The sequence below is a fragment of the Cohnella hashimotonis genome, assembly GCF_030014955.1.
In the GTDB taxonomy this organism is placed as follows: Bacteria; Bacillota; Bacilli; order Paenibacillales; family Paenibacillaceae; genus Cohnella; species Cohnella hashimotonis.
Genome location: NZ_JAGRPV010000001.1, coordinates 7,530,803 through 7,551,483, shown reverse-complemented (window position 1 = coordinate 7,551,483; position 20,681 = coordinate 7,530,803). Strand labels below are relative to the sequence as shown.

General features: G+C 53.9%; 22 protein-coding genes. 10 read left to right on the top strand and 12 right to left on the bottom strand.

Features of this window, described 5'->3' with window-relative positions:
• Positions 1–82: 82 nt before the first annotated feature.
• The 3 genes from KB449_RS30110 to KB449_RS30100 form a co-directional block, all read right to left on the bottom strand.
• Positions 83–5,731 (bottom strand): S-layer homology domain-containing protein, encoded by a 5,649-nt coding sequence (locus tag KB449_RS30110; protein WP_282911885.1) that lies wholly within the window; start codon positions 5,729–5,731, stop codon positions 83–85.
• 426 nt (positions 5,732–6,157) lie between these two features.
• Positions 6,158–6,595, bottom strand: a complete 438-nt coding sequence (locus KB449_RS30105) for a TM2 domain-containing protein (protein WP_282911884.1) — start codon at positions 6,593–6,595, stop codon at positions 6,158–6,160.
• 133 nt (positions 6,596–6,728) lie between these two features.
• Positions 6,729–7,088, bottom strand: a complete 360-nt coding sequence (locus KB449_RS30100; protein ID WP_282911883.1) for a MerR family transcriptional regulator — start codon at positions 7,086–7,088, stop codon at positions 6,729–6,731.
• A 103-nt stretch (positions 7,089–7,191) separates the two neighbouring features.
• Between KB449_RS30100 and KB449_RS30095 the strand changes: the two genes are divergently transcribed.
• Together KB449_RS30095 and KB449_RS30090 are read left to right on the top strand one after the other, a co-directional pair.
• Complete coding sequence (locus KB449_RS30095) at positions 7,192–7,902, top strand: SDR family NAD(P)-dependent oxidoreductase (RefSeq protein WP_282911882.1); 711 nt, start codon at positions 7,192–7,194, stop codon at positions 7,900–7,902.
• A gap of 691 nt (positions 7,903–8,593) precedes the next feature.
• Positions 8,594–8,992, top strand: coding sequence for a hypothetical protein (locus KB449_RS30090; RefSeq protein ID WP_282911881.1), 399 nt, complete (start codon positions 8,594–8,596; stop codon positions 8,990–8,992).
• Between the two features lie 269 nt (positions 8,993–9,261).
• Here the strand turns inward: KB449_RS30090 and KB449_RS30085 are convergent, their stop codons facing one another.
• The 4 genes from KB449_RS30085 to KB449_RS30070 all read right to left on the bottom strand — a co-directional run bounded on the left by KB449_RS30085 (position 9,262) and on the right by KB449_RS30070 (position 12,204).
• Positions 9,262–10,143, bottom strand: coding sequence for an RDD family protein (locus KB449_RS30085; RefSeq protein ID WP_282911880.1), 882 nt, complete (start codon positions 10,141–10,143; stop codon positions 9,262–9,264).
• A gap of 104 nt (positions 10,144–10,247) precedes the next feature.
• Complete coding sequence (locus KB449_RS30080; RefSeq protein WP_282911879.1) at positions 10,248–10,766, bottom strand: hypothetical protein; 519 nt, start codon at positions 10,764–10,766, stop codon at positions 10,248–10,250.
• Between the two features lie 159 nt (positions 10,767–10,925).
• Entirely contained in the window at positions 10,926–11,207 is a 282-nt protein-coding gene (locus KB449_RS30075; RefSeq protein ID WP_282911878.1) for a DUF6809 family protein, read from the bottom strand.
• Between the two features lie 190 nt (positions 11,208–11,397).
• Complete coding sequence (locus tag KB449_RS30070) at positions 11,398–12,204, bottom strand: AraC family transcriptional regulator (RefSeq protein ID WP_282911877.1); 807 nt, start codon at positions 12,202–12,204, stop codon at positions 11,398–11,400.
• 128 nt (positions 12,205–12,332) lie between these two features.
• Between KB449_RS30070 and KB449_RS30065 the strand changes: the two genes are divergently transcribed.
• Positions 12,333–13,154 (top strand): phytanoyl-CoA dioxygenase family protein, encoded by an 822-nt coding sequence (locus KB449_RS30065; protein ID WP_282911876.1) that lies wholly within the window; start codon positions 12,333–12,335, stop codon positions 13,152–13,154.
• 25 nt (positions 13,155–13,179) lie between these two features.
• Complete coding sequence (locus KB449_RS30060) at positions 13,180–13,698, top strand: GrpB family protein (protein ID WP_282911875.1); 519 nt, start codon at positions 13,180–13,182, stop codon at positions 13,696–13,698.
• Positions 13,699–13,765: 67 nt separating this feature from the next.
• On the opposite strand, the gene KB449_RS30055 is transcribed toward KB449_RS30060, so the two are convergent.
• Positions 13,766–14,602 (bottom strand): helix-turn-helix transcriptional regulator, encoded by an 837-nt coding sequence (locus KB449_RS30055; RefSeq protein ID WP_282911874.1) that lies wholly within the window; start codon positions 14,600–14,602, stop codon positions 13,766–13,768.
• Between the two features lie 117 nt (positions 14,603–14,719).
• Here KB449_RS30055 and KB449_RS30050 point away from each other — a divergent pair, with 117 nt between their 5' ends.
• Positions 14,720–15,562 (top strand): NAD-dependent epimerase/dehydratase family protein, encoded by an 843-nt coding sequence (locus KB449_RS30050; protein ID WP_282911873.1) that lies wholly within the window; start codon positions 14,720–14,722, stop codon positions 15,560–15,562.
• Between the two features lie 107 nt (positions 15,563–15,669).
• Here the strand turns inward: KB449_RS30050 and KB449_RS30045 are convergent, their stop codons facing one another.
• Entirely contained in the window at positions 15,670–15,807 is a 138-nt protein-coding gene (locus KB449_RS30045; RefSeq protein ID WP_282911872.1) for a hypothetical protein, read from the bottom strand.
• A gap of 115 nt (positions 15,808–15,922) precedes the next feature.
• Here KB449_RS30045 and KB449_RS30040 point away from each other — a divergent pair, with 115 nt between their 5' ends.
• Entirely contained in the window at positions 15,923–16,168 is a 246-nt protein-coding gene (locus KB449_RS30040) for a hypothetical protein (RefSeq protein WP_282911871.1), read from the top strand.
• A 10-nt stretch (positions 16,169–16,178) separates the two neighbouring features.
• On the opposite strand, the gene KB449_RS30035 is transcribed toward KB449_RS30040, so the two are convergent.
• Complete coding sequence (locus KB449_RS30035) at positions 16,179–16,523, bottom strand: winged helix-turn-helix transcriptional regulator (protein ID WP_217595146.1); 345 nt, start codon at positions 16,521–16,523, stop codon at positions 16,179–16,181.
• A gap of 141 nt (positions 16,524–16,664) precedes the next feature.
• Here KB449_RS30035 and KB449_RS30030 point away from each other — a divergent pair, with 141 nt between their 5' ends.
• The 4 genes from KB449_RS30030 to KB449_RS30015 all read left to right on the top strand — a co-directional run bounded on the left by KB449_RS30030 (position 16,665) and on the right by KB449_RS30015 (position 18,841).
• Positions 16,665–17,018, top strand: coding sequence for a DoxX family protein (locus tag KB449_RS30030; RefSeq protein ID WP_282911870.1), 354 nt, complete (start codon positions 16,665–16,667; stop codon positions 17,016–17,018).
• 65 nt (positions 17,019–17,083) lie between these two features.
• On the top strand, positions 17,084–17,761 hold the full coding sequence (locus tag KB449_RS30025) for a hypothetical protein (RefSeq protein ID WP_282911869.1): 678 nt from the start codon (positions 17,084–17,086) through the stop codon (positions 17,759–17,761).
• A 170-nt stretch (positions 17,762–17,931) separates the two neighbouring features.
• Positions 17,932–18,237 (top strand): PadR family transcriptional regulator, encoded by a 306-nt coding sequence (locus tag KB449_RS30020; RefSeq protein ID WP_282911868.1) that lies wholly within the window; start codon positions 17,932–17,934, stop codon positions 18,235–18,237.
• Position 18,238: 1 nt separating this feature from the next.
• A complete protein-coding gene (locus KB449_RS30015; RefSeq protein ID WP_282911867.1) occupies positions 18,239–18,841 on the top strand; it encodes a DUF2812 domain-containing protein in 603 nt (200 codons plus the stop codon).
• A gap of 218 nt (positions 18,842–19,059) precedes the next feature.
• Here the strand turns inward: KB449_RS30015 and KB449_RS30010 are convergent, their stop codons facing one another.
• Together KB449_RS30010 and arsC are read right to left on the bottom strand one after the other, a co-directional pair.
• Positions 19,060–20,010 carry an ATP-dependent DNA ligase gene (locus KB449_RS30010; RefSeq protein WP_282911866.1) on the bottom strand — a complete coding sequence of 317 codons (951 nt, stop codon included), beginning with the start codon at positions 20,008–20,010 and terminating at the stop codon, positions 19,060–19,062.
• Between the two features lie 242 nt (positions 20,011–20,252).
• Positions 20,253–20,678, bottom strand: coding sequence for an arsenate reductase (thioredoxin) (gene arsC / locus KB449_RS30005; protein ID WP_282911865.1), 426 nt, complete (start codon positions 20,676–20,678; stop codon positions 20,253–20,255).
• Positions 20,679–20,681 lie beyond the last annotated feature (3 nt).

The following is a 20,681-nucleotide window of genomic DNA, read 5'->3' as shown; positions in this document are numbered from 1 at the left end:
CGATGGCCACAAGGCGTCTTATATGGCGGCGGCAACCGCCGTCGACCGGAGACCGCTCCGATCGGCCGGCGCCGCCGCTTCTTTATTGCCGCTCGAACAGCCGGTAGATCGCCGTTGCGGCCTGCGCTCTCGTCGTGGAAGCTGCCGGAGCGAAGGCGCCCGCGCCGGTGCCTTGAAGAATGCCGGCACGCTGCATGGCAGCAGCCGCATCCCGCGCGTACGGCGCGATCGCGTCCGCGTCCGTGAACGCTGCGGCCTGCGCGGCCGACGAAGCGTTCAGGTCAAGCTTCAGCTGGCTTGCCGCGCGGTACAGCATGGCAGCCATCTCTTGGCGCGTGATCGGCGCATCGAGACCGAAGGAGCCGTCCGCACGCCCGGTCACGATGCCGAGCTTAGCCGCAGAGGCAACGGTGTCCGAATACCACTGGCCTGCCGCTACATCTGTAAATGTGGGTGCGTCGGAGCCCGCTTCGGATGCCAGCCCGAAGGTGTTCGCCAGCATCGTTACGAATTCCGCCCGCGTCACGATGCCGTTCGGTCGGAACGTGCCGTTGCCGTCCCCGCGAACCGCGCCCCGAGCAGCGAGCGCTTCGACGGCGGGAATCGCCCAGGCATAATGCTGCAAGTCGTTGAAGAGGGTCTTCGCATACGATACCGCATAAAGGCTGAAATGCGCCGGCGCGAACCGGACCGTACCCGTCGCCGAATCGTATCGGCTGTTAACGACCGGCGTCAGGCGTCCTTCGTCGTCGATGGAATAGACGACGACCTGCCCGGCCTGCTGTCCTGCGCTCAGCGAATAAGGAACGGCGACGCGGACAACGCCGCTCTTGCCGAACTGCTCCACGCGACGCCCGCCAACCTCGAGCTTGAAGTCGTAGACGGGACGTCCGGCCAGTTGATCCTGAATCGTCTGCGGCAGCTTCGATGTGTCCGCCTTGGCCACCGTCAGCGTGACGGTCTCGCCGGCCTTGGCTTGCGTCGCCAGCCATTTGGCGTCCAGCGTCACCGGCGCCAGTCCGTTGTCGATCACGATCGACGAGAGCGTGCCGGCGGACGAGGCCGTGAGCAGGGCGTCGGCCGGCAGCGCGACGCGCACGCCGGATGCCCCGGTGTCCGGCTTCACCGCGATGCGAAGCTCGGAGCCGCCGAGCGCCTTGATCGCACCCTCTAGATCCGCTGCGCTGAACGCTGCGCTCGCCAGACCGGAGGCGTCCGATTTCGCTTCGACCGTGAGTCCGCGGCTGTCGACGACCGGCTTTGACGGATCCGGTGTCGGCGAGGCCGGCGGATTAGAGGGAATGTACGGCGCTGTCGGCGTTCCTTCGACGGACACGGCCTCGGATTCATGGCCGACCGCGTCGACCGCCGTAAGCTTCAGACGGTAGTTTACGCCGTTCGTCAATCCGTCCAGCTCGGCCCGGCGAACGCCCGCATTTACCTGGCGCACCGCGATCGGCTTACCGTCGGCGGATTCGCCGGCAATGCGAACGTAGGCCAGATCTTCATCCGTCGGATCGTCCCAGGTCAGCGTCAGCTTGCCGTCCGAGGACGCGACGTTGACTGCCGATACCTTGCCCGGCGCCTCGTCGCCGCCGGTGCCCGGATCGGTCGCTTCCTTTACGACGAACCGATACTCGGCCTTCGCGCCCCCATCCCCCGCGGTCGCGGTAATGACGCCGTCGCCAGCCTTCAAACCTGTGATCTTGGCGCTTGTGGTTCCAGTCGCCGCGTCGTACACGACATCGCTCACCGAGGCGACCTTGTCATCTCCGGACGTGAATACGACGGATTTGATCGCCGCATCCGCAGGGTCCAGCGCCGCCGTCAGGCGGAAGGATTCGCCGGCCGCGATCGACGCATCTGCCGCGTCGGACGTCAGATTGATCCCCGTGACGGCAGGAACGCCCTTCAGCACCAGATCCGCGAGATACTTCGGATTTTTATCGCCGCCGATACCGCCCATGTACTGGATCCAGCCGCGGCGTGCGCCTCCATCGCTGTCGTTGATCAGGAACGAGAATCCGATGTCCGTACCGGACTTGGCGGTCATGCCTTCAGGCATAATCTCCGCCCAGGGAATCGCCACCTCATAGTTCGTCTGTTTCTCGTCCTCGTCTCGCTTGATGGCCACCTTCATATCGTCGAACGCGCCCGAAAATTGCCCGGGGACGGCGATCCAACGATACTTCTGCACAGTGCCGTCATTGTTCAAGGCAAAGCCGATCTCATTGTAGCCGCGGGAGCCGGAGCCGTAGATTCTGCCCGGATCGATCGCGAGTTGAATGCCGTCCGCCTGCCAGGTGCTTCCGTCCGTATAAGGCTGGTTATGAACGTTGTCGGTCGCTTGAATCGCCAGGTACAGATATTCCTCATCCCACTTCGTGCGGAACTTCGCGCTCAAGTCGCTCGGGCCGCCCCAGTCGGCGATGCCCTCAACCTGCGAAGCCTGATCGATCGTCTTCGTCTGGGCATTGTCCCATTCTTCTTCCGTAATATTTCCGTCAACGGTCACCGACGCCTGCGCGTACGTCGCTACGGACAGATCGTTGATGATCTGATCGATGACGATCGCATCGCCGGAATCGGGCTGGACGTTCAATTTGACATGCGTGCCTTCCTTGATCGCGCCATCGGGAATCGGCAGCTTGATGACGCGCGACTCGCTCGGATTAATCGCGTCATAAGGCACGGCTTGCGTATCAGCCCAGCCCACAGGCTCCGTCACGCTGAGCGTGCCGGCCGACAAGGCCAGCTTCGAATAGTTGTTCTGAATTTCCACCAATAGTTCCCACTTTTTGCTGGGATCTGCCGGATTCACCGGATTGGCGGTTACCGATACGACGATCGGAATCACTTTTTTGACGTTGATCTTTACGTCGCCAACCTTGCTCCCGCTGCTGTCGTTCGCGATGATCGCGATGGTATCCGAATCGTTCGCGTAATCGGCTGGCACCGTGAACGTCAGCGTGTCGACGCTCTGCCCTTCTTTAAACGAACCGTCTTCTGCCAGTGTCCAGCCTGCCGGCATGCTCACGCTGTATTTGCCGGACATGGCGGCAGCGGCAGCCGAACGGCTGATGTTCACCGTGACGGTATCGCCGGCCGCGACGTTGATTTCATCGCTCTGTGCTTTAAAACTTGGCGTTGCCAGCGACAGCTGGTCGCTGAAGCTGCCGACATAATAAACGGGGGTGCCCGTTAACGTCGTCGACAGGATGTTTTGGGCCGCTGTCGTATCCGTTTCGTTGCCGAACAGATCGACGGTCTTAAACGTGTCGGTCCCGAGATTCAAGCCGATCGTTTGCGGTTTGTTCTTCGTCCACAAGGCGAGGATGTCCTTGCCCCTGGCAGTGCTGTGGAACTTCAGAATGCGGATATTGTCGTCCAGCTTGTATTCCTTGACGAAGCTCGCGTCGCCAAGCAGGTTCTCGTTGGCCGAGAGCGCGACGTACGCCGGCTTCGCCGAATACGGTCCTCTTTGGCTAAGCAAACCGAAGTTGCTTTCGTAGTCCGATTTGTCCATGCCGTCATTCAGCGAGTCGTACCAGAGAACTTTATCGAGGACGCCGGGTATCGACAGCACCAGCGTCTTGATCTGCGTAGCGAACGCCGCCTGCTCGACTTCGGTGTGATTGCCCGAGCTCCAGCCGATCTCCGTGGCCCACATCGGCTTGTCGAAGCCGAGCTTTTTGAACGATTCCTTGACGCGAACCATCGTCTCCGCGAACTTCGCGCCCTCCGGACCGGCATTCGTATAAGGGTGGAAAGAGATGACATCCATATAATCACCGCCGCCCGCCTTCAGAAGCGACTCAAGCCAGCCGTAATCGGAAGCGGCCACCGCGCCGCCCAATACGACGGCATCCGGGTTGGCTTCTTTAATCGCCTTATAGGCTTCTTTAAGAAGCGTATAGTATTCCGAGACGCCAAGCCCGTTGCCGAAGCTGCCGTTCCACTCGTTCCAGATCTCGAAGTACTTGACCTTGCCCTTCAAATGCGCGACGACCGCTCTGCAGTAGTTCGCGTAAGCTGCGACGGCTTCCGGCGTGTGAGGCGCCTTGCCGCCATCGTAAAAATTGTTGCCGAAATTCAGCTCGATCAGCGGCACGATGCCGTTTTGGATTTCCGTATCAATGTAATGGTCGTAGCCTTCGGGGAACGTGTAAACCCCTTTCGTTGTTTCGACGCTGCTCCAGTAGTATTCGTCCCGCGCATATTTGGCCCCGATATCCTTGAAGAGAGGCGCGATCTTCTCCGCGTTGTAGATGCCTCCCCAGGCCAGATGCGTTTGTGCGCCGAAAACGCTGTTCGGGAGCGTATTGCTTGGATCCAATTTCTGAATGATGCTGAACGGAATATCCTGATGGATATTCGTCGAACCGTCCGCATCCTTCGCATCGATGAGGAGCGTATAGACGCCTTTATCCTTGATATCCAGCTTCAGTTTTTCTATCGTCTTCACGCTATTGGGAGCCGCTTCTACCGAAACGGAGCCGGTCTTCAGCAATCGGCCGTAGGCGGCGTCAAACACCTGATAGTCAACCGCCAGCGTATCCGGCTGGTCGTATTCGTTGACGAACTCCAGATTAATCGTCGGATCTTCGTTCACGTCAAAAATATTGCCGACTTTATCGGATGTGCCGGTCATTGAAACTCGCTTCAGCTTCTCGACGGAAATGGACCCGATCACGACCGGCTTCGGACTCTTGCCCATTGACTGCGCCCAATAGGCAACCCGGAAGTCGTTACCTTCGGATTCGTTGGCGAACTTGGCATCCTCCAAGACGAACTTATGCACCAGCCACTTATTCGTTCCCGTCAACTGTACGGTCTCCGCTTCCTTGAAGGTCGCCTCTACCGAATTGTAAGCGATGGTAAACTTCCCTGGCACGCCGTCGTCGGACGACTCGTCGAAATACTCGACGTCGACCTCCACCCGGTTGTTGCCGCCGAAGATATAGGAGTCGTCGACGTTGACACGAATAAATCCGGGCCATTCATCCGGCGTGAGCTCCCAACCTTCCCTGCCGGCTTTGGTGGCGACCTTGGCGACATCATTATAGGGAAAAGCCTCTACGCTCATTAACTTCTTCTCGACCTTGGACCCTAATATCGCGTAGCTGGGCGCTGTTACAGAGTTCTTCAGCTTCTCGACGGCAATGGATCCGATCGTGATCGGCTTCGGACTCTTGCCCATCGACTGTGCCCAGTAGGCCACCCGGAAGTCGTTGCCTTCGGACTCGTTGGCGAACTTGGCATCCTCCAGGATGAACTTATGCACCAGCCACTTGTTCGTTCCCGTCAACTGGACAGTCTCCGCTTCCTTCCAAATCGCATCTACCGAATTGTAGGCGATGGTGAACTTACCCATCACGCCGTCTTCGGCAGACTCGTCGAAATACTTGACGTCGACCTCCACCCGGTTGCTGCCGCCGAAGATATAGGCGTCGTCGACGTTCACGCGGATAAATCCAGGCCATTCGTCCGTAGTAAGCTCCCAGCCCTCCGTTCCGTCTTTTGTGACGACTCTGGCCTCTCCCGCCGGGTAAGGCGAAGCCTGTACGCTCATTAACTTCGCCTCGACCTTGGACCCTAATATCGCATAGCTGGGCGCTGTCGGTACGTCGTCGGCGGCGAAGGACGTCATAGGCAATACCGACGCCAGCAGGGTCGCCGCGACGAGTCCGGCCAAGCCCTTTTTCGCTCGTTGTATGATCGAATTCCTCATTTTTCCGTTACTCCTCCTCTATTGTCGTTCGCAGATGTTGTTTCCTTTGCGGCAATCTGTGTTACAACAAGTCTGCTTTTTCACCTCCGTCTCCTTGGCCTTCGCCGCTTCAAACGGCCTTTCTGGCAACGCTTCCAATCCGATTTCTATGGCGGGCCCATTCGTGCTGTCTTGGTGCCGTGCGTTCCTATTTATAGTAAGATGAGGCGATTAGGAGTGTCGATGACCGATCGACCGATCATGATGACGTTTCCGACGATAGGGACCGGATCTTAGGGTTTGAGCGGAAATAAAGAAAAAACCTCCGTCACCGCATCGGTCGAGGCGTCGGAGGATTTTAGGTTGGTGGAGGACATTTTCGACGATGTTCATCTGAACAGCAGGAGGAGAGAACGAACACTGCGTTCCGATCTCGCCGTACCGGCCTCAACGCAACGGATAACCGGCCTTGTCCCGGAATGACCCGACAATGATTAAGACCAAATCCAAAACGACGCCAATTCCCATAAATCCTCCGGTGAGAAAATACAACACGCCCGTGCCGGCCTTACCGACGTAGAACCGATGCGCGCCTATCCAACCAAAAAAGAGACACAGCAACAAGGCGATTCCTTTGCTTTTATAGGGATAAGCATAGCCGCCTGACGTGTTGATGTTTCGATTTATATTGTTGTTTGCATTATTAATAACGATGTTGGGAGAATGCGTTGCCGCCGCTTGCTGCCTGGCCTCATCGAACGCATTGTTAACATGCTCTCGGCAAAAGAACTTTCCTTTCACGTCGACCATGCAATCTTTGCAATAAAACTTTCCGCAATACGTACAAGTTCCTACGGCAGGTTGACCATCGTTGTAACAGTACATCCATTAAACTTCCTTCCAAAATTGAACTGGAAATATTTTATTGTTTTAGGTTTCGACAAGTAGCGCTGAATTCCTGCGTTGCCTATACGACAAAAAAAACCCAACACCGCTCATCATGCGGTGCAGGAGGTTTTTAGTAATTTTCTCCGCGGTAATATCGCTCCAGCTTCTCTTCCAGACGAACGAGCTGCGCGTTTTTCTCCTCGATGTCCTGCAGCAGCTTCGCCTTCTGCGCCTGAATCATATCGATTCGCTCCGGCAGGGTGGAGGTGCCTTCCTTTACCTTGTCATAATACGTCTTGATGTCCTCCACGCTCATCCCCGTCTCGCGAAGACACTTGATGAACAGCAGCCAGTTCCGATCATGCTCCGTGTAAAGACGGTTATTCTGCTCGCTGCGGGCGGCGGGCTCCAGCAGTCCTTTTCTCTCGTAAAAACGGATGGCTCCGATATTGATTCCGACGTCCTTCGCCACTTCACCGATCGTCAGCATACGCGCCCTCGCTTATCTCAAAATCATGGTTGACCTACACTAAGTGTAGCATAGTAACTTATAAATCGTTAAAGGAAAACCACTTACGGAAAGAGGGATTCGCATGAAAAAGACCGCATTCGTCACCGGCGCGAATAAAGGAATCGGATATGAGGTCGTGAAGCAGTTGGGCGAGGCAGGCTGGAAAGTTCTCCTTGGCGCGCGCAGCGCCAAGTTGGGCGAAGCGGCCGTCGCACAGCTGGCGTCCAAAGGGCTGGACGTCGAATTCGTGGCGATCGACATGAGCGACTTGGAGTCCATCGAACAGGCCGCCGACACGATTAACAAGAACCACTCCGAGCTCACGCTGCTCATCAACAATGCCGGCATGCCGGGCGCGTTCTCACGCTCGTTTACCGATACCAAAGAAGAAGACCTGCGCAACGCCTTCGAGGTCAACTTCTTCGGCACCTTCCGCCTGAACCAGCGCCTGTTCCCTTTGATCAAGGCGAACGAAGGGACCGTCGTCAACGTCTCGACCGACATGGCATCCCTGGACCATATGCAAAATGCCGCGTTCACGCTGAACGCCTTCGACTACAACTCGTCCAAGACGGCCAACAACGCCATGACGCTGTCGATGGCTTATGAAGTCCGAGACAGCGGCGCGCAAGTATTCGCGGTCACGCCGGGATTCACGACCACCGATCTGAACGGCAATGCGGCGGGCGGGAAAACGAAGGAAGCCGCCGCTGCGATTATAGTCGGATATGCGACGGATGGCCAGCGCCATAATGGCGAGTTTTTGGATGAGAAAGGCGTATTTGCTTGGTGATCGTATGAAAGTATGAGTAAGAACGCTTGTCCTGCATGCAGGCAAGCGTTTTTGCGTAAAAAAACCATGTCTCTTCGAGTCATGATGTCAACTCTTCATTTCATAGTACTACCGACTGGCGTGGCAACATCGGTATCCTGCCTTTATTCGTCCTCGGACGATGAATCTTGGAGCTCTCTTTTTAATTTATGCAGGGAGGAAAAAATGGTATACTAATCCAGTACGACTCGCCTAGTCGGGGTAGTCCGCCTCCAGATCGGAGGTGAGGCTATGACATTTTCTTTTCAGGAAGTAATGATGCTTGGTATGTTTATCCTGGCGTTGCTTACTTACCTGAATAAAAGAAAATGACCCGCCCTAGGTTACTCGCCACGGGATAACGGGTCATTTCTTCAGCGATCGACTGGAGGCACCCCCGCCGAAGCAGTTGTGCGGGAAGTCAGTGCTGGCGGCACTGGCTTCTTATTTATCTTATACTTATTATACACGTATTATACTGTTATGCCACCTGCAATTGGCAGTGGTGTTGTAATCACGGGCGCCATGCAAACTTCCGATGAGCAAGTTGATCCTTGCCGCATCTGCAACGAGCTAAACTTGAAATTCTGGGAATCAATAGAAAATTAATGAATATATATGGTAATTTAAATCTATCCCCTAACACGGTAGTTGAATATCGGAGGGAAGGACAATGAAAGGATTCAAAAGGAGTTTTTTTATTTTTGCCGTCGTAGTCGCATTGATGTCGTTGTCGTCCGTTTCAGCCGTTGCTGATTCTCCATACACTGACATCTTAACTATCAATAATGCGAATCTCAATAATGGTGGAAGCTCTTGGTCCCAGCAGTCTGGATACGATTATGCCCAAGTGTATATTTCCAATTCACAATCCCAAACTCTAAATGTCTACTTATCATACGATTTAAATGGTAGCAAACAACAGATCTATAATGGAACCGTTAGCGCAAATAGAAGTTTGACTATTAATGTTACTCACGCAAGTGGACATGTTTTTTATGTGAATTATAATACAGCTAATGGTACAGTGAGTGGAAAAATTAACGTACGAGCATCTGATGGACCTCTTTAATTCCCGGTAACTCCGACTGACCGCAACTTAATGATAAGGCGGAAGTGATCGGAGTAAATACGGCCGTGAACGCAGAGGCTCAAGGCATCGAATTTGCCATTCCGACCTCGGTTGTCCGGGGTACGTTGACCGAACTGATGGCGGGAACGTCGGTGATCTAACGGGGAGTTAGCGAATGGGCGAATGGTGCGCGGTAAAGAAAAAATAAGGGGCGGGTCCGTTCACGATAAGTGAACGCCCGCCCTTGGTTTTTTAAAATACAGTATCTGCTATCTCTTTATCTCTCCAAAGGTATAGTCCCGCCCATCGCTTAACGGTCGTTTTTTCGACGAAGCGCGATCCTTTTTTTGAGAGAATGGCTGCTTGATAACCACGCTGCCTGCGATATAATCATGCAACGCTTTCTTCCTGCGATTAAACAATACAATCAAATCCGATAAGATCGTTACGACTCCTATGAGCTGGGCGATGACGTCAAATGGCGCATTTATAGGTTTAAAGTTCGCATCGCTGAATGCAAAAATCATGGTTACCGCATATAAAATATAAAATATGCTTCGAAGTAGCGATTGATAAAAGGATAGTTGATTTCCTGAATGATCTACGACCTTGGCCTTCAAGATTAACTTTCCCGGGGTTCCTCCAAAGATTGAAAGGGTCAGGACATAATATGCCGATGTAACGATCCACATCAGGATATACGGTAGGATAGAGTTCATTTGGACGGATTCATAAACTGCAAAACGGTATAAGAGACCCAGTGGAATGAAGATGATGCCAAAATCGATGATTCTCATTAATACGCGTTTCCAAAAGCCGAAGTAAATAAAATCGTTTTCCTGGGTTCTTTCCATAAGTCGGTTCTCGCTTGACGTCGGCATCTTGTCCATTTGAATTGATTTTATTTTTTGTCCGTTCAAGTAAATGTCTAGGAAACTCCAGTAAACAGACAATTGATTGGAACTAGGATCGAACTCAAAATCCATCCAACCGTCTGCAACGAATTCATTGTTTTCATCATAAATACTGATTCCTGAATATCTATCTAAAGAACCGTCTAAAAAATGTAACGATTTGCCTTCTATACAACTCTCAGACCAGTCAAAATACAATTTATTCTCAAAACTATGGTGAAGAAGCAATTCCTTCAACAATTGGCGCTCTACTTCACTCCGGAGCTGCGTGCCCATTGTGATGGACAGACCAAGATCATCATAATTAGGTTTGATTGATTCCCACCTCTTTGAGACTAACATTATTCTACGAGGATCAAACCTCTCTCTTCCAACTCATCGTCACTGTTTATATAGTCTGCCGATAGCCATTCATAGTGAACCAATCCGATTTTTTCAGCTAATTGATAGGCCGGAGAATGTTCATAATCGAACTCATCCATTTCAAAAATTTCTTCTAAGTCACTCGTTTCATGGCCTTGAGACGAGACCATTTCTTTAATCACATCTAAATCGAACCTATTTTTTTCGATATGGATCTCATCGCTCCAATCGCAGGTGTACTCAAAAACGTTACGATCCTTTTCAAACACTCTAAACTCCCATCCATGATCCTCTGCGTAAATATAATGAACGAGCAGTCCGCGGTTGCATTGAATGACGGATTCACTGATATCAAAAACCTGTCCTTTTATGAGGAAAGTAACCCATCCATTCGTTTCGTTAAATACAAACCCCTGATGACCAGCGTCCTTAATGAGCTTTATCGCTTGTTCTCTATCCTTAGCTTTTAAATGATAACTTGCACTAAACTCACTCATCTGGAGCACCTCATCATATTATTTGTACTGGATTCCATGTACTCATTTAGATGTTTAATAAGTTGGCTAAGGCCTTATTTACACTTCCAAAAAGTATCAATATTTTACATATTCGTTGAATGCGGGAATAATCCTGTCTGCAATGAATGTAAGTGATAACTATTCTGCATCCTTCAAACTCGTCGCTGATTCCAAAATCAGAGAAACACCCAGCTGAAAGCCATATACAAACGCAGTTGACATGCCTGCTTCTTCCAGTTGTGAAAACAAGTCTAGCAGCTGTTCTAGATTTTCATATTCTGCTCCATCCAGTCTTTTTTGCCATACTTTCATCGTTTCTGTGATCTGTTGATTGACTGCGCGGTATGCTGGATCATTGGAGACAATCTGTTCGACGGGAATGAGTTGCCCGTTATATAGCTGCTCAAGCAGTTTGCGCATGATTCTCTCCTCCGTACACACTTCATTCTTACGCCAATAACGATGCACACTAAGCGAAAGTATAGATTAGTGAAGGGACGCCGTATGATTTTAGCGATAATATCGCTAAAAAGAGTGCCACTAGATAATTGAAGGCGCATTAACAACAAAACCCGCCGCAGCTCTCCAGCCCCGGCGGGTTTTCCTCACGCTACAATCCCCGCCGATAAGCGCTCGGCGCCACTCCATACCTTCTCTTGAACAGCCGCGAAAAATGAAACTCATCATAAAACTTCAGCGATGCGGCAATTTCCTTAACCGTAGCATTCGTAGTCTCCAGCGTCGCCTTGGCCGAGGCCAGCTTTAGCTCCTGCACATACTGGGTGGGGGACATGCCAGTCCGCTCGCGGAATCTGGTGTAAAAAGCCGTACGCGAAAGTCCGCTCAGCCGGACATACTCGTCCACCGGGACCGATGAGCCGATCTGTTTGTGCATCCGGTACAGGATGTCGTCGAGCTCGGGATGGCGGCTGCGGCCGTAGGCGGTGCGTTCCTGCGCGAACAGGTGCAGCAGCTCCTGAGCGGTCAGGTGTACGGCCATGCCGTAGCCGGCAGGCTGGAGAATGAGGCTGTCGATCAGGCGCTCGCACAGTCGGACGGCATCGGATATGCGCCCGGTCGATACCGGCCGCCAAGTAGCGAGCCCTAGCAACTCGGCTACATCAAGCGGGTCGAAGTGCAGGAAGTAGAATTTCCAGTCGTCGTCCAAGCAGCGGTACGAACAGGGCACGTCGCCGGAGACGAGGAGGTAGGTACCCGCCTCCATGACTTCGCTTGTATCCCCGTACATGATGCTCCCTTTGCCATCGTAGGTGACGAAGAGCCCCGCGCTCATGAAGCCATGCGGCTTGAACGAATGGTAAGCATCGTTGGCCTCTACCTTCCAGATGGACTGGAAACGGAAAGCCGGCGCAACGAAGTCCTCGCCCAATTCGTAAGGAATATCCATCGTGGCCATCGTCCCGCCGCCTTTTTTCACATAAACATTTTGTACGATTATACATGCATTTGCAACGGTCTTCAATGGAAGTCCCCGCGGTCTCTCCCTATACTGAAGCTACAATCGACGACAGGAGTGAGACGCGCATGATGGTAAAGGTAGGGAGCCGGGAGCTGGAGCTCGGCGGGGAGCATCTGACGGAGCTGAGGGATTCGAACGATATCAGGCATGACTTCGACGCCCTGCGCGCCAGAATGGCGGAGGACGGTTATTTGCTGCTGCGCGACTTCCATGATCGGGAGGAAGTGCTGAACGCCAGGCGCGCGGTTCTCCGCAAGATGGAGAAGATGGGCAAGCTCGACAGGGATACCCTGCTCGAGGACGGCGTTATGGCGGACGGCAGCAGAACGCTGTTTTTTGGCGGGACGAACGAGGATCTACCGGAGCTGCTGGACGTGCTGAACGGGCCGCGGATCATGAGCTTCTTCGATGAGTTGTTTGGCGAGAAGTCGCTGACCTATAATTACAAATGGCTGCGCGCGGTCGGCAAGGGCGACTACACCGGCGCGCACTATGATATCGTGTATATGGGCCGCGGCACGCACAACCTGTACACCGTCTGGTCCCCGATCGGCGACATCAGCTACGCGATGGGCGGTCTGGCTATGTGTCTGGGCTCGCACCGGTTTGAGGAGCTGAAGCGCACCTACGGCACCAAGGATTCGGATTGGGACAAAGTGAACAACTACACGGACGATCCGCTCGTCATTACGGGCAAATATGGCGGCAAGTGGGCGACGACCGAGTACCGGGCGGGCGACGTGATGATCTTCGGGATGTTCCTCCTGCACTGCTCGCTGGAGAATACGACGAACCAGTATCGGCTGAGCGTGGACACCCGGTATCAATCCTCCCAGGAGAAGATCGACGAACGCTGGGCCGGGAAAAAACCGCGCGGGCACTTCTAGCCCAAGCTTGCAAGGAGCGTGTCGGATGAAGGTTAGGCTGAGCGATTACAGCAAGGAATGGGCGCGGCTTTACGAGAACGAAGTCGCATTTCTAAGCGCGATATTCGGGGATGAGATCGTGCGCTTCGAGCACTTCGGCAGCACGTCGGTGCCGGGCATGAAGGCGAAGCCCGTCATCGATATGATGGGTGTGGTGCGGAACATCGATCGGATCGATGCGTATAACGACCGGATGCGCCTGCTCGGATACGACATCGCCGGAGAGTGGGGCATTCCCGGCAGGCGCCTGCTGCGCAAAGGCGGCGAGGAACGGACGCATCACATTCATTTTTATGAGACGGATAACCCCCAGATTGAACGGCATCTCGTCTTCAGAGATTACTTGCGGTGTCATCCGGCGGAAGCTGCGAGGTACAGCCGGTTCAAGGAGGAGCTCGCCGAGCGCCACGCGCGCACGAACGAATACAGTCCGGCCAAGAAGGCGTTCGTCAGCGAGATGGAGCGGCTGGCGCTGGCGTGGTATGCCGAGAGGCAAGGGCGTTAGTGCCATCCTGCACTTTCGACCGTCTTAAAACTGTTTGGCACAAAGAATCACGATTGCATTCCTTGGTTCAACCTTCCGATGCATCCAATAAACGCTGCAACCTCGCCGCCGTATCCGCCGACGCCGTAAAGACGATGACCTTCAGATCCGGATGGGTCGGCGGCTGCAAGGTTAAATGCTCGAACGCCATCTCTCCGATCCTGGGATCGTACTTCTGCTTGCGGTGATCGGTCGCCGTCTCGACATCATGCATCGGCCAGAGCTCGCGGAACAGCGGGCTTATTTCCATAAACTCCTCGATCAGCGTCTTAAACCGCGCATCATTTGGAAAGCGTGCGAAATCCGCGCGAAATTGCGCGATCAACACGCGCGTTCTCGACGCTCCGTCCATAAGGTCGGGCCCCAGCTTGTCGCTCGTCAGCAGGTGCCGCATCCAATTGAAGTTTGGCATTGTGTCCTTGGAGAAGGCCGGCACATGAAAAACAAGCTCAGCCGCCTTGTTCCACAGCAGCAGGTCCCAGTATCTGCCGAGCACGAACGCCGGGTGCGGGTCCAGCGCCTGGATCATTCGTTCCAAGCCCGTGGCGATATCGCGGTCTTCTTCCTCCGGTTCCTGTTGATCCGATCTGGCCAGAAGGTGAAGATGGCGACGCTCGTCCTCGGTTAATCGCAGCGCCTTGGCGATATTGTTCAGCACATCCTCGGACGGGTTAACGCTGCGTCCCTGCTCCAGGGAGGTGTACCAGGACGTGCCGATATGGGCGAGCTGGGCGACCTCTTCCCTCCGAAGACCCGCGGTCCGCCGCCGTCCATAAGAGACCAGTCCGACCTCTTCCGGCGTCAGCCGCTCCCGGCGTATGCGCAGAAATTCGCCCAACGACCTTCTGGAAGCAACCACTTCCATCTCCATTCCTCCCCGTATCCTGACACTCCCAAACCTACGATAAACGGAGGAGGGAAGCCGACTGCTCCTTCTATTATACTGCCCGTATAGCAACTAAAAAACGTAGGAGGGCTTAAAATGAACGCTTTTATAACAGGGGCTACAGGTAAAGTGGGGAGCCGGTTTGCGCAGCGTATGCTGCAGCGCGGTCATCGCGTGACCTTGCTGGTGAGAAAGGCCGAAAAGGCGGACGGGCTTCGCCGGCAAGGGGCGGAGATCGTGGAAGGCGATCTGCTGCAGCCGGACGGCTATATCGCCGCGCTGCGGGGGAAGGATGCGGTGATTCACTTGGCGGCGCAATTCCGCGGCGTGGACGAGGAGACGACCAGAACGGCCAACCTGGACGGCACGATCGCGCTGGCTCATGCGGCCTTGCAGGCGGAAGTGCCCAGGTTTGTTTTCACCAGCACAAACAACGTCTATGGTTCAGTGGTCCGCACGCGGCCCAGCCGTGAAGACGACGAGCTGAGCCCGACCCAGGCTTATCCGCAAAGCAAAGTGGAGGCCGAAGCGGTGCTGCTGCGGCTTCATCGCGAGCAGGGCTTGGGCGTTCGGATCGTTCGGCTGCCCTTCGTCTATGGCGACGGCGATCCGCATATCGTGGAGATACTCCCATACATTCGAAGCTGGCATCCGGCCAAACGCATGCATATGGCGCATCATGCCGATGTCGGCCAAGCCCTGCTGCTCGCAGCTTCCACGCCAGGCATTGATGGCCGCATCTACAATGTGGGCGACGATGCGCCGATTACGGCCGAGGAGCTTCGGCAGCTCCATGGCGGCGAGGGCGCACCGGAGGCGGAGCAGCAGCCTTTCGATCCGTGGGATATGATCGTCGATACGACGCGCATTCGGGAAGAGCTGAATTTCCGTCCGATCTACCCGTCGTTCTATACGGCAAGAGATGCAGGGGCGATTTAACCGAGCGTCGATAGGCCTTGCATTGAAAAAAGGAAATGTTAAAGGCGACCTCTAACGAGGCCGCCTTTCTCTTTGCACAAATCCCGCCTGAACCCGTTTTCCTTCGCTTAGCACCAGCCGACTTCAGGCCAGTCGCTGCCGTAGATGATCGGGAAAAGGTAGGCCATCGCGATGCCGCCGTACACGACTTTCATACGGGCGTCGGCCACAAGCTTCTTCATTTTTTCCCAGGCGCCGTTGTTCATCAATATCCGTCCTTCCGCAGTGAAGTGGTTGATTACGGGGAATAATTTACCACAAAAGAGGGGATCATGAAACCCTGTCATTAAAGGGAAACATGATCGGAGGATGGAGCGGCGGATGAGCGCTGAGCTGGAACGGCTGTTGAAGATGATGGGCCAAGTGGTGTCGATGGAGCTGCGGGTGGGGAACGCGGACGTTCAAAGCGCGATCGACATGATGGACGGGTACGGGCTGAGATACAAAAACTCGTGGGCATCCATGGAGCTGGCGGACCATACCGTCGTCGAATTTTGGCGCAAGGATCTGTTTAAGTCCGCTGCCGTTCCTCTGCCGAACGATACGGGCCGCGACGATCGGGACTAACGCGCGCGGATCACTCCGCAGAGCGTTCCTCCCCGTACAGCTCGGTCAAATGCGCGAGATGACCGACGCCCCAATCGTTCATGGCTTGCAGGATCGGCGTTAAGCGCTGCCCGTATTCCGAGATGGAATATTCCACCTTGGGCGGAATCGACGGATAGACCTCTCTGTGAACGATATCATGATATTCGAGCTCTTTCAGCTGCTGCGAGAGCATCTTTTTGGTGATGTCGGGAATCGACCTTTGCAGCTCGCTGAACCGCATCGTGCCGCTCGCGAGCAGGCGCAGCAGGATCACGGGCTTCCACTTGCCGATGAGAATCTCGAGCGTCGTCTCGAATTTGCAATAAGCCGTCATGCCGCGGCCTCCAGTCGTGGTCTAAGGTTTTCTTTTCTATACCTTGTATGGTTTAAGTGCCTTCTTCCGGCGCGTCGTTCTACCTCCTATTATAGGCTATAGACGAGGGTTGACGACACACGGGATAAGGGGAATCGGAGGATGAATATCGTATTATGGATCGCGCAGGGATTGCTTGCGGTGGGGGTTCTATACGCGGGATGGATGAAGGCGGTCCAGTATGAAAAGGGAGCTGCCGCATGGGGCTGGGTCAAGGAGGTGCCAAAAGGCTTCGTCGTCACGGTCGGCGTCCTGGAGCTGCTCGGCGCGCTCGGTTTGATCCTGCCCGAGGCGACAGGGATCGCGCCGGCTTTGACGCCGATCGCGGCGATCGCGCTGGCCGCCGTCGTTCTGTTCGGCGCGCTCTTCCATATCTTCCGCGGCGAATACCGGGAGATCGGCATTAACGTCGTGTTTCTGGCGCTCGCGGTACTCGTGATTATCGGACGGCTCTGAAGGCTGCTCGTGAGGTATAATGGTTGTCGAGTCGTGCGAACGGTGTCGATCAAGGATGAAGCGAGGTGCGGCTTGTGATCGAGCGGCGAATCTACCGGGCCGAATGGTCGGACGGGAAAAAGGAAACGGGCATTGAGACGCTCGTCAAAAGCGGGCAGGCGCTGAGTCTGATCCGGGCCGGGCGGGTGATGACAGCGGCGGCCTTTCACTGGACAAACAATCTGTTCCTCTACTACGAATGCATCGACAGCCCTGTAGCGCCTGAGGAGATCGCAGGTGATGCCGCGCCCTGCTTGAAGGAATGGCCGGGGCAAGCGCAGCCGCGGAAGTGGATCCCGATGATCGACGTCTTCCGCTTCAACGAGCCCGCGAGCGTCGAGCACTGGCTGCGCAAGGACCCGGTCGAACGGCGGGCGGGGAGAGTCGCGCATCTGAAGCCGGAGATGGTCGCCAGCTACATTTATTATCACTATCAGCTGCAGGAAGAGCGCGCGTTCCACGGACCCAAATACGAGATTATCGCGATGCACGAGAACCTGCTGTTCGGGTATCAGGAGTTTCCGGCCGTGACGGAGGCGCCTGTGCTGCCGGGACGTCTCCACACCAAGGGCACGCCCGAGCCTTGGAGCGACGCGCGGATGGATCTGCATTTTCAGCATTGGGAAGACGATGGTTACCTGTACTTTAAGCCGATCGAACCCATATTCGCGTATTATATCGACGATGTTGACGTTAAATCGTGAGAGCCGAGAGATAAGAGGCGCCAGCTTGCCCTTGCTGTTTGGGGGCGACTGGCGTCTTTCGTTCGTAAAGGCCAGATTTTCAATATACAGTTGAAATGTATAGTTGAACTGTATATAATCGTATTAAGTTCAACTGTACAGTTAGACTGTATATAGAAAGGGGGCGCCGCATGAAGCATCCGCTGCTGCCACTGTCGGAAACGATGCATTATATTTTACTGGCGCTCAAGGAGCCGCTTCATGGATATGCGATCATGCAGACGGTCGAGGAGATGAGCGAAGGGACGGTCATCCTGGCGGCGGGGACGTTGTATGGCGCCGTGGAGAACCTGAGCAAGCACGGCTGGATCGCCCCGGTGCCGGGCGAGACGGGCCGCCGGAAGGTATACCGGATCACGCAGGACGGGGAGCGCATCCTCGCCATCGAGCGGAGAAGGGTAGAGCATCTGCTATCACTCTATGAAACGAGGGATTAAGGTGAAAAAACGGAAATGGTTCGCTAACCTGCTGAAAGAGGAGAAGTGGCTGAACGATCGACTGGCCGAAGGCTACGTTTGCCGCAGGATCGGCTCGCTTGGCGGATACGTCTTTGAACCTTCCGATCGCAAGATGGTCATCCGTCTCGACTACCAGCGTCAGATGAGCGTCGAGAATTACGAGGAGTATAAGGCAACCTACGCGGATTTCGGATGGGCGCATCTGAAGGGCAGTCGCTGGGGCAGCGTGCAGTATTGGCAGAAACCCGCGGACGGCCGCGACGAGATTTTTTCCGATGCCGGCTCGCAGGTCGCCTTCTACAAGCGCCTGACGCATTATGCGCTGACAACGGCATGTCTCTTTTTCGTCTACACCTGCGCGATCTTCAACGGGAATATTTTTGCCGCCCTGTTCGATGTCAAAGCGAGTTATTTAACCGAGGGCTTGTGGGAGAAGGAAGGGGCGGCTTTCTGGCGCGCCTTTCTGTTCGAAACCCCATTCGCGATGCTTCGCTTCCTGCCGGCCTGGATCTTCGGGATCGCCATCGTCATGTCTCTCTACAGCTACCTCCAATACCTGAAGCGGAAAAAGGAGTTTGCGTAACCGGAGATTCGGGAGCTTAGGGCCGATCAAGCCATATTCATTCAACCCAAGGCAGCTTGCATTGCTCCGGCGACGCATTCACGAACGCTTGAATGGAAGGCTGGCGCAGCGCGCGGCCTTCCCGCCATCTCCACTCGCCATTCGCCCTTTGTCAGTCTGCCCGTTCCGGTATGGCCGATGTGCTTATGATGATAGTAATTGGGACTTCGCGAGTGTTTTTATGTAGTAACCTGATCGAAGGTACATTCGGTCGGGACCATACGCTCAATAACGCTCTGAATGCTTGAATGCCTCATTGTATTTGCAGGGGTCCATTCAAAAAATTGAACTTTTACGACGATTTGCGGTTTGACCCAAATCGCCTCTTCATGTCGATCGGGAATATTCACAAAGGGCGAACATGGAACGATAAAGGGTTCCACTTTTCGAGTAAGTTCTTTCCACTGAGCATTGGTTAACTTTCCTGTTCCCGAATGGCCGATATAGATAAACGAATCTTGAGAATAGACACCTAATAAGAGCGCATTAATTGTCCCTCCACGATACGTAACCCCGCCAATGGCGGCATATAAATCTTTATTCAATTTTCGTTTTTGCCATCGGGAATCCTTACCGTTAATAGCATAGCTGCTATCCAAGTTTTTAGTGACAACACCCTCCATATTGTGAACCTTCATCAAATCAAGTAAAGCATCAGCGTTAGAAAAATTCTGGACAATCTGAACTTTATCAGTAGGTGTGATTACTTGGTTTAACAACGCCTGTCTTCGCTTTAAACTTTCCGAGGTTACCCAGTTGCCATTTAAAAACAAAATATCAAAAACCATGTAGGTCACAGGCACTTGAGTAATTGCTGACTCAATGCTTTGCTTTTTCCGGAGACGATCGCGCTTCATAATTTCATGGAAAGATGGTTTCTTTTCATCAAACGCCACAAATTCTCCATCTAAAATAAAGGAGGAAGCAGCGCAGTATTGATTGGGCAGAAGAAATTCCGGGTATTGTTGCGTCCGATCGTTTAGTCGGCGATTTACCAAGCGAGTTTCTGTGCCATCGCAATAGACGAGCATGCGAACGCCATCCCATTTGATCTGTGATATCCAATTGTCCCCCCGAGGAGCTTTGTTTGCCAGTATAGGTTCAAAAGGTATTACCGGATTTAATTTCATTATCCTTGCCCTTTCCTGTCGGTCGTTAGTGCGTAGTATCTCCATTTGAACTTTATTTTTACATTGGGGAGAGCCTATGGGTCATTGAGTCAAAGGATGCCGAAAATAAAAATGAAGGAGGCGCTCCACTGAAGAGCATCTCCTTCTGTTACTTACTGAAATATCTTTTTTAATGCTTCCTTTTGAATCGGATTGATATCAATCTTACAGTGACATGCATGAGCTTGATTGTAGCTGTCATCTTATTCACCGGTTTGAACGAACTTCTCAATCCGAGCCTTGATGTCGTCGCGTACGGATCGGAACTGTGCCATGATTTCTTCTTCCGTGCCGGTCGCTTTGGCCGGATCGTCAAAGCCCCAGTGCCACTTGATCACATTCTTGTTGCTAATAACCGGACAATGCTCGTCAGCATGGCCGCAGAGTGTAATGACGAAGGTCGCACGGTTCAGCGTTTCCGAATCGATTACGTTGGAGCTGTTGTTGCTGATATCGACGCCAGCCTCTTTCATGACTTGAACGGCTCGAGGGTTAAGTCCATGTGCCTCCAAGCCGGCACTTTTAACTTCATACTTGTCTCCGCCAAGCGCGGTCAGGAAGCCGTCAGCGATTTGGCTGCGGCAGGAGTTGCCGGTACACAGAAAGTAAACGAGCGGTTTGTTAGACATTTG

Excerpts from the sequence above, each read along its gene's own strand:
- KB449_RS30095 (WP_282911882.1), top strand. The coding sequence starts at position 7,192 with ATGAAAAAGACCGCATTCGTCACCGGCGCGAATAAAGGAATCGGATAT.
- KB449_RS30070 (WP_282911877.1), bottom strand. The coding sequence starts at position 12,204 with ATGGCCACGATGGATATTCCTTACGAATTGGGCGAGGACTTCGTTGCG.
- KB449_RS30065 (WP_282911876.1), top strand. The coding sequence starts at position 12,333 with ATGATGGTAAAGGTAGGGAGCCGGGAGCTGGAGCTCGGCGGGGAGCAT.
- KB449_RS30060 (WP_282911875.1), top strand. The coding sequence starts at position 13,180 with ATGAAGGTTAGGCTGAGCGATTACAGCAAGGAATGGGCGCGGCTTTAC.
- KB449_RS30080 (WP_282911879.1), bottom strand. The coding sequence starts at position 10,766 with ATGAGTGAGTTTAGTGCAAGTTATCATTTAAAAGCTAAGGATAGAGAA.
- KB449_RS30105 (WP_282911884.1), bottom strand. The coding sequence starts at position 6,595 with ATGTACTGTTACAACGATGGTCAACCTGCCGTAGGAACTTGTACGTAT.
- KB449_RS30090 (WP_282911881.1), top strand. The coding sequence starts at position 8,594 with ATGAAAGGATTCAAAAGGAGTTTTTTTATTTTTGCCGTCGTAGTCGCA.
- KB449_RS30030 (WP_282911870.1), top strand. The coding sequence starts at position 16,665 with ATGAATATCGTATTATGGATCGCGCAGGGATTGCTTGCGGTGGGGGTT.
- KB449_RS30100 (WP_282911883.1), bottom strand. The coding sequence starts at position 7,088 with ATGCTGACGATCGGTGAAGTGGCGAAGGACGTCGGAATCAATATCGGA.
- KB449_RS30020 (WP_282911868.1), top strand. The coding sequence starts at position 17,932 with ATGAAGCATCCGCTGCTGCCACTGTCGGAAACGATGCATTATATTTTA.
- KB449_RS30075 (WP_282911878.1), bottom strand. The coding sequence starts at position 11,207 with ATGCGCAAACTGCTTGAGCAGCTATATAACGGGCAACTCATTCCCGTC.
- arsC (WP_282911865.1), bottom strand. The coding sequence starts at position 20,678 with ATGTCTAACAAACCGCTCGTTTACTTTCTGTGTACCGGCAACTCCTGC.
- KB449_RS30010 (WP_282911866.1), bottom strand. The coding sequence starts at position 20,010 with ATGAAATTAAATCCGGTAATACCTTTTGAACCTATACTGGCAAACAAA.
- KB449_RS30055 (WP_282911874.1), bottom strand. The coding sequence starts at position 14,602 with ATGGAAGTGGTTGCTTCCAGAAGGTCGTTGGGCGAATTTCTGCGCATA.
- KB449_RS30110 (WP_282911885.1), bottom strand. The coding sequence starts at position 5,731 with ATGAGGAATTCGATCATACAACGAGCGAAAAAGGGCTTGGCCGGACTC.
- KB449_RS30045 (WP_282911872.1), bottom strand. The coding sequence starts at position 15,807 with ATGAACAACGGCGCCTGGGAAAAAATGAAGAAGCTTGTGGCCGACGCC.
- KB449_RS30035 (WP_217595146.1), bottom strand. The coding sequence starts at position 16,523 with ATGACGGCTTATTGCAAATTCGAGACGACGCTCGAGATTCTCATCGGC.
- KB449_RS30050 (WP_282911873.1), top strand. The coding sequence starts at position 14,720 with ATGAACGCTTTTATAACAGGGGCTACAGGTAAAGTGGGGAGCCGGTTT.
- KB449_RS30040 (WP_282911871.1), top strand. The coding sequence starts at position 15,923 with ATGAGCGCTGAGCTGGAACGGCTGTTGAAGATGATGGGCCAAGTGGTG.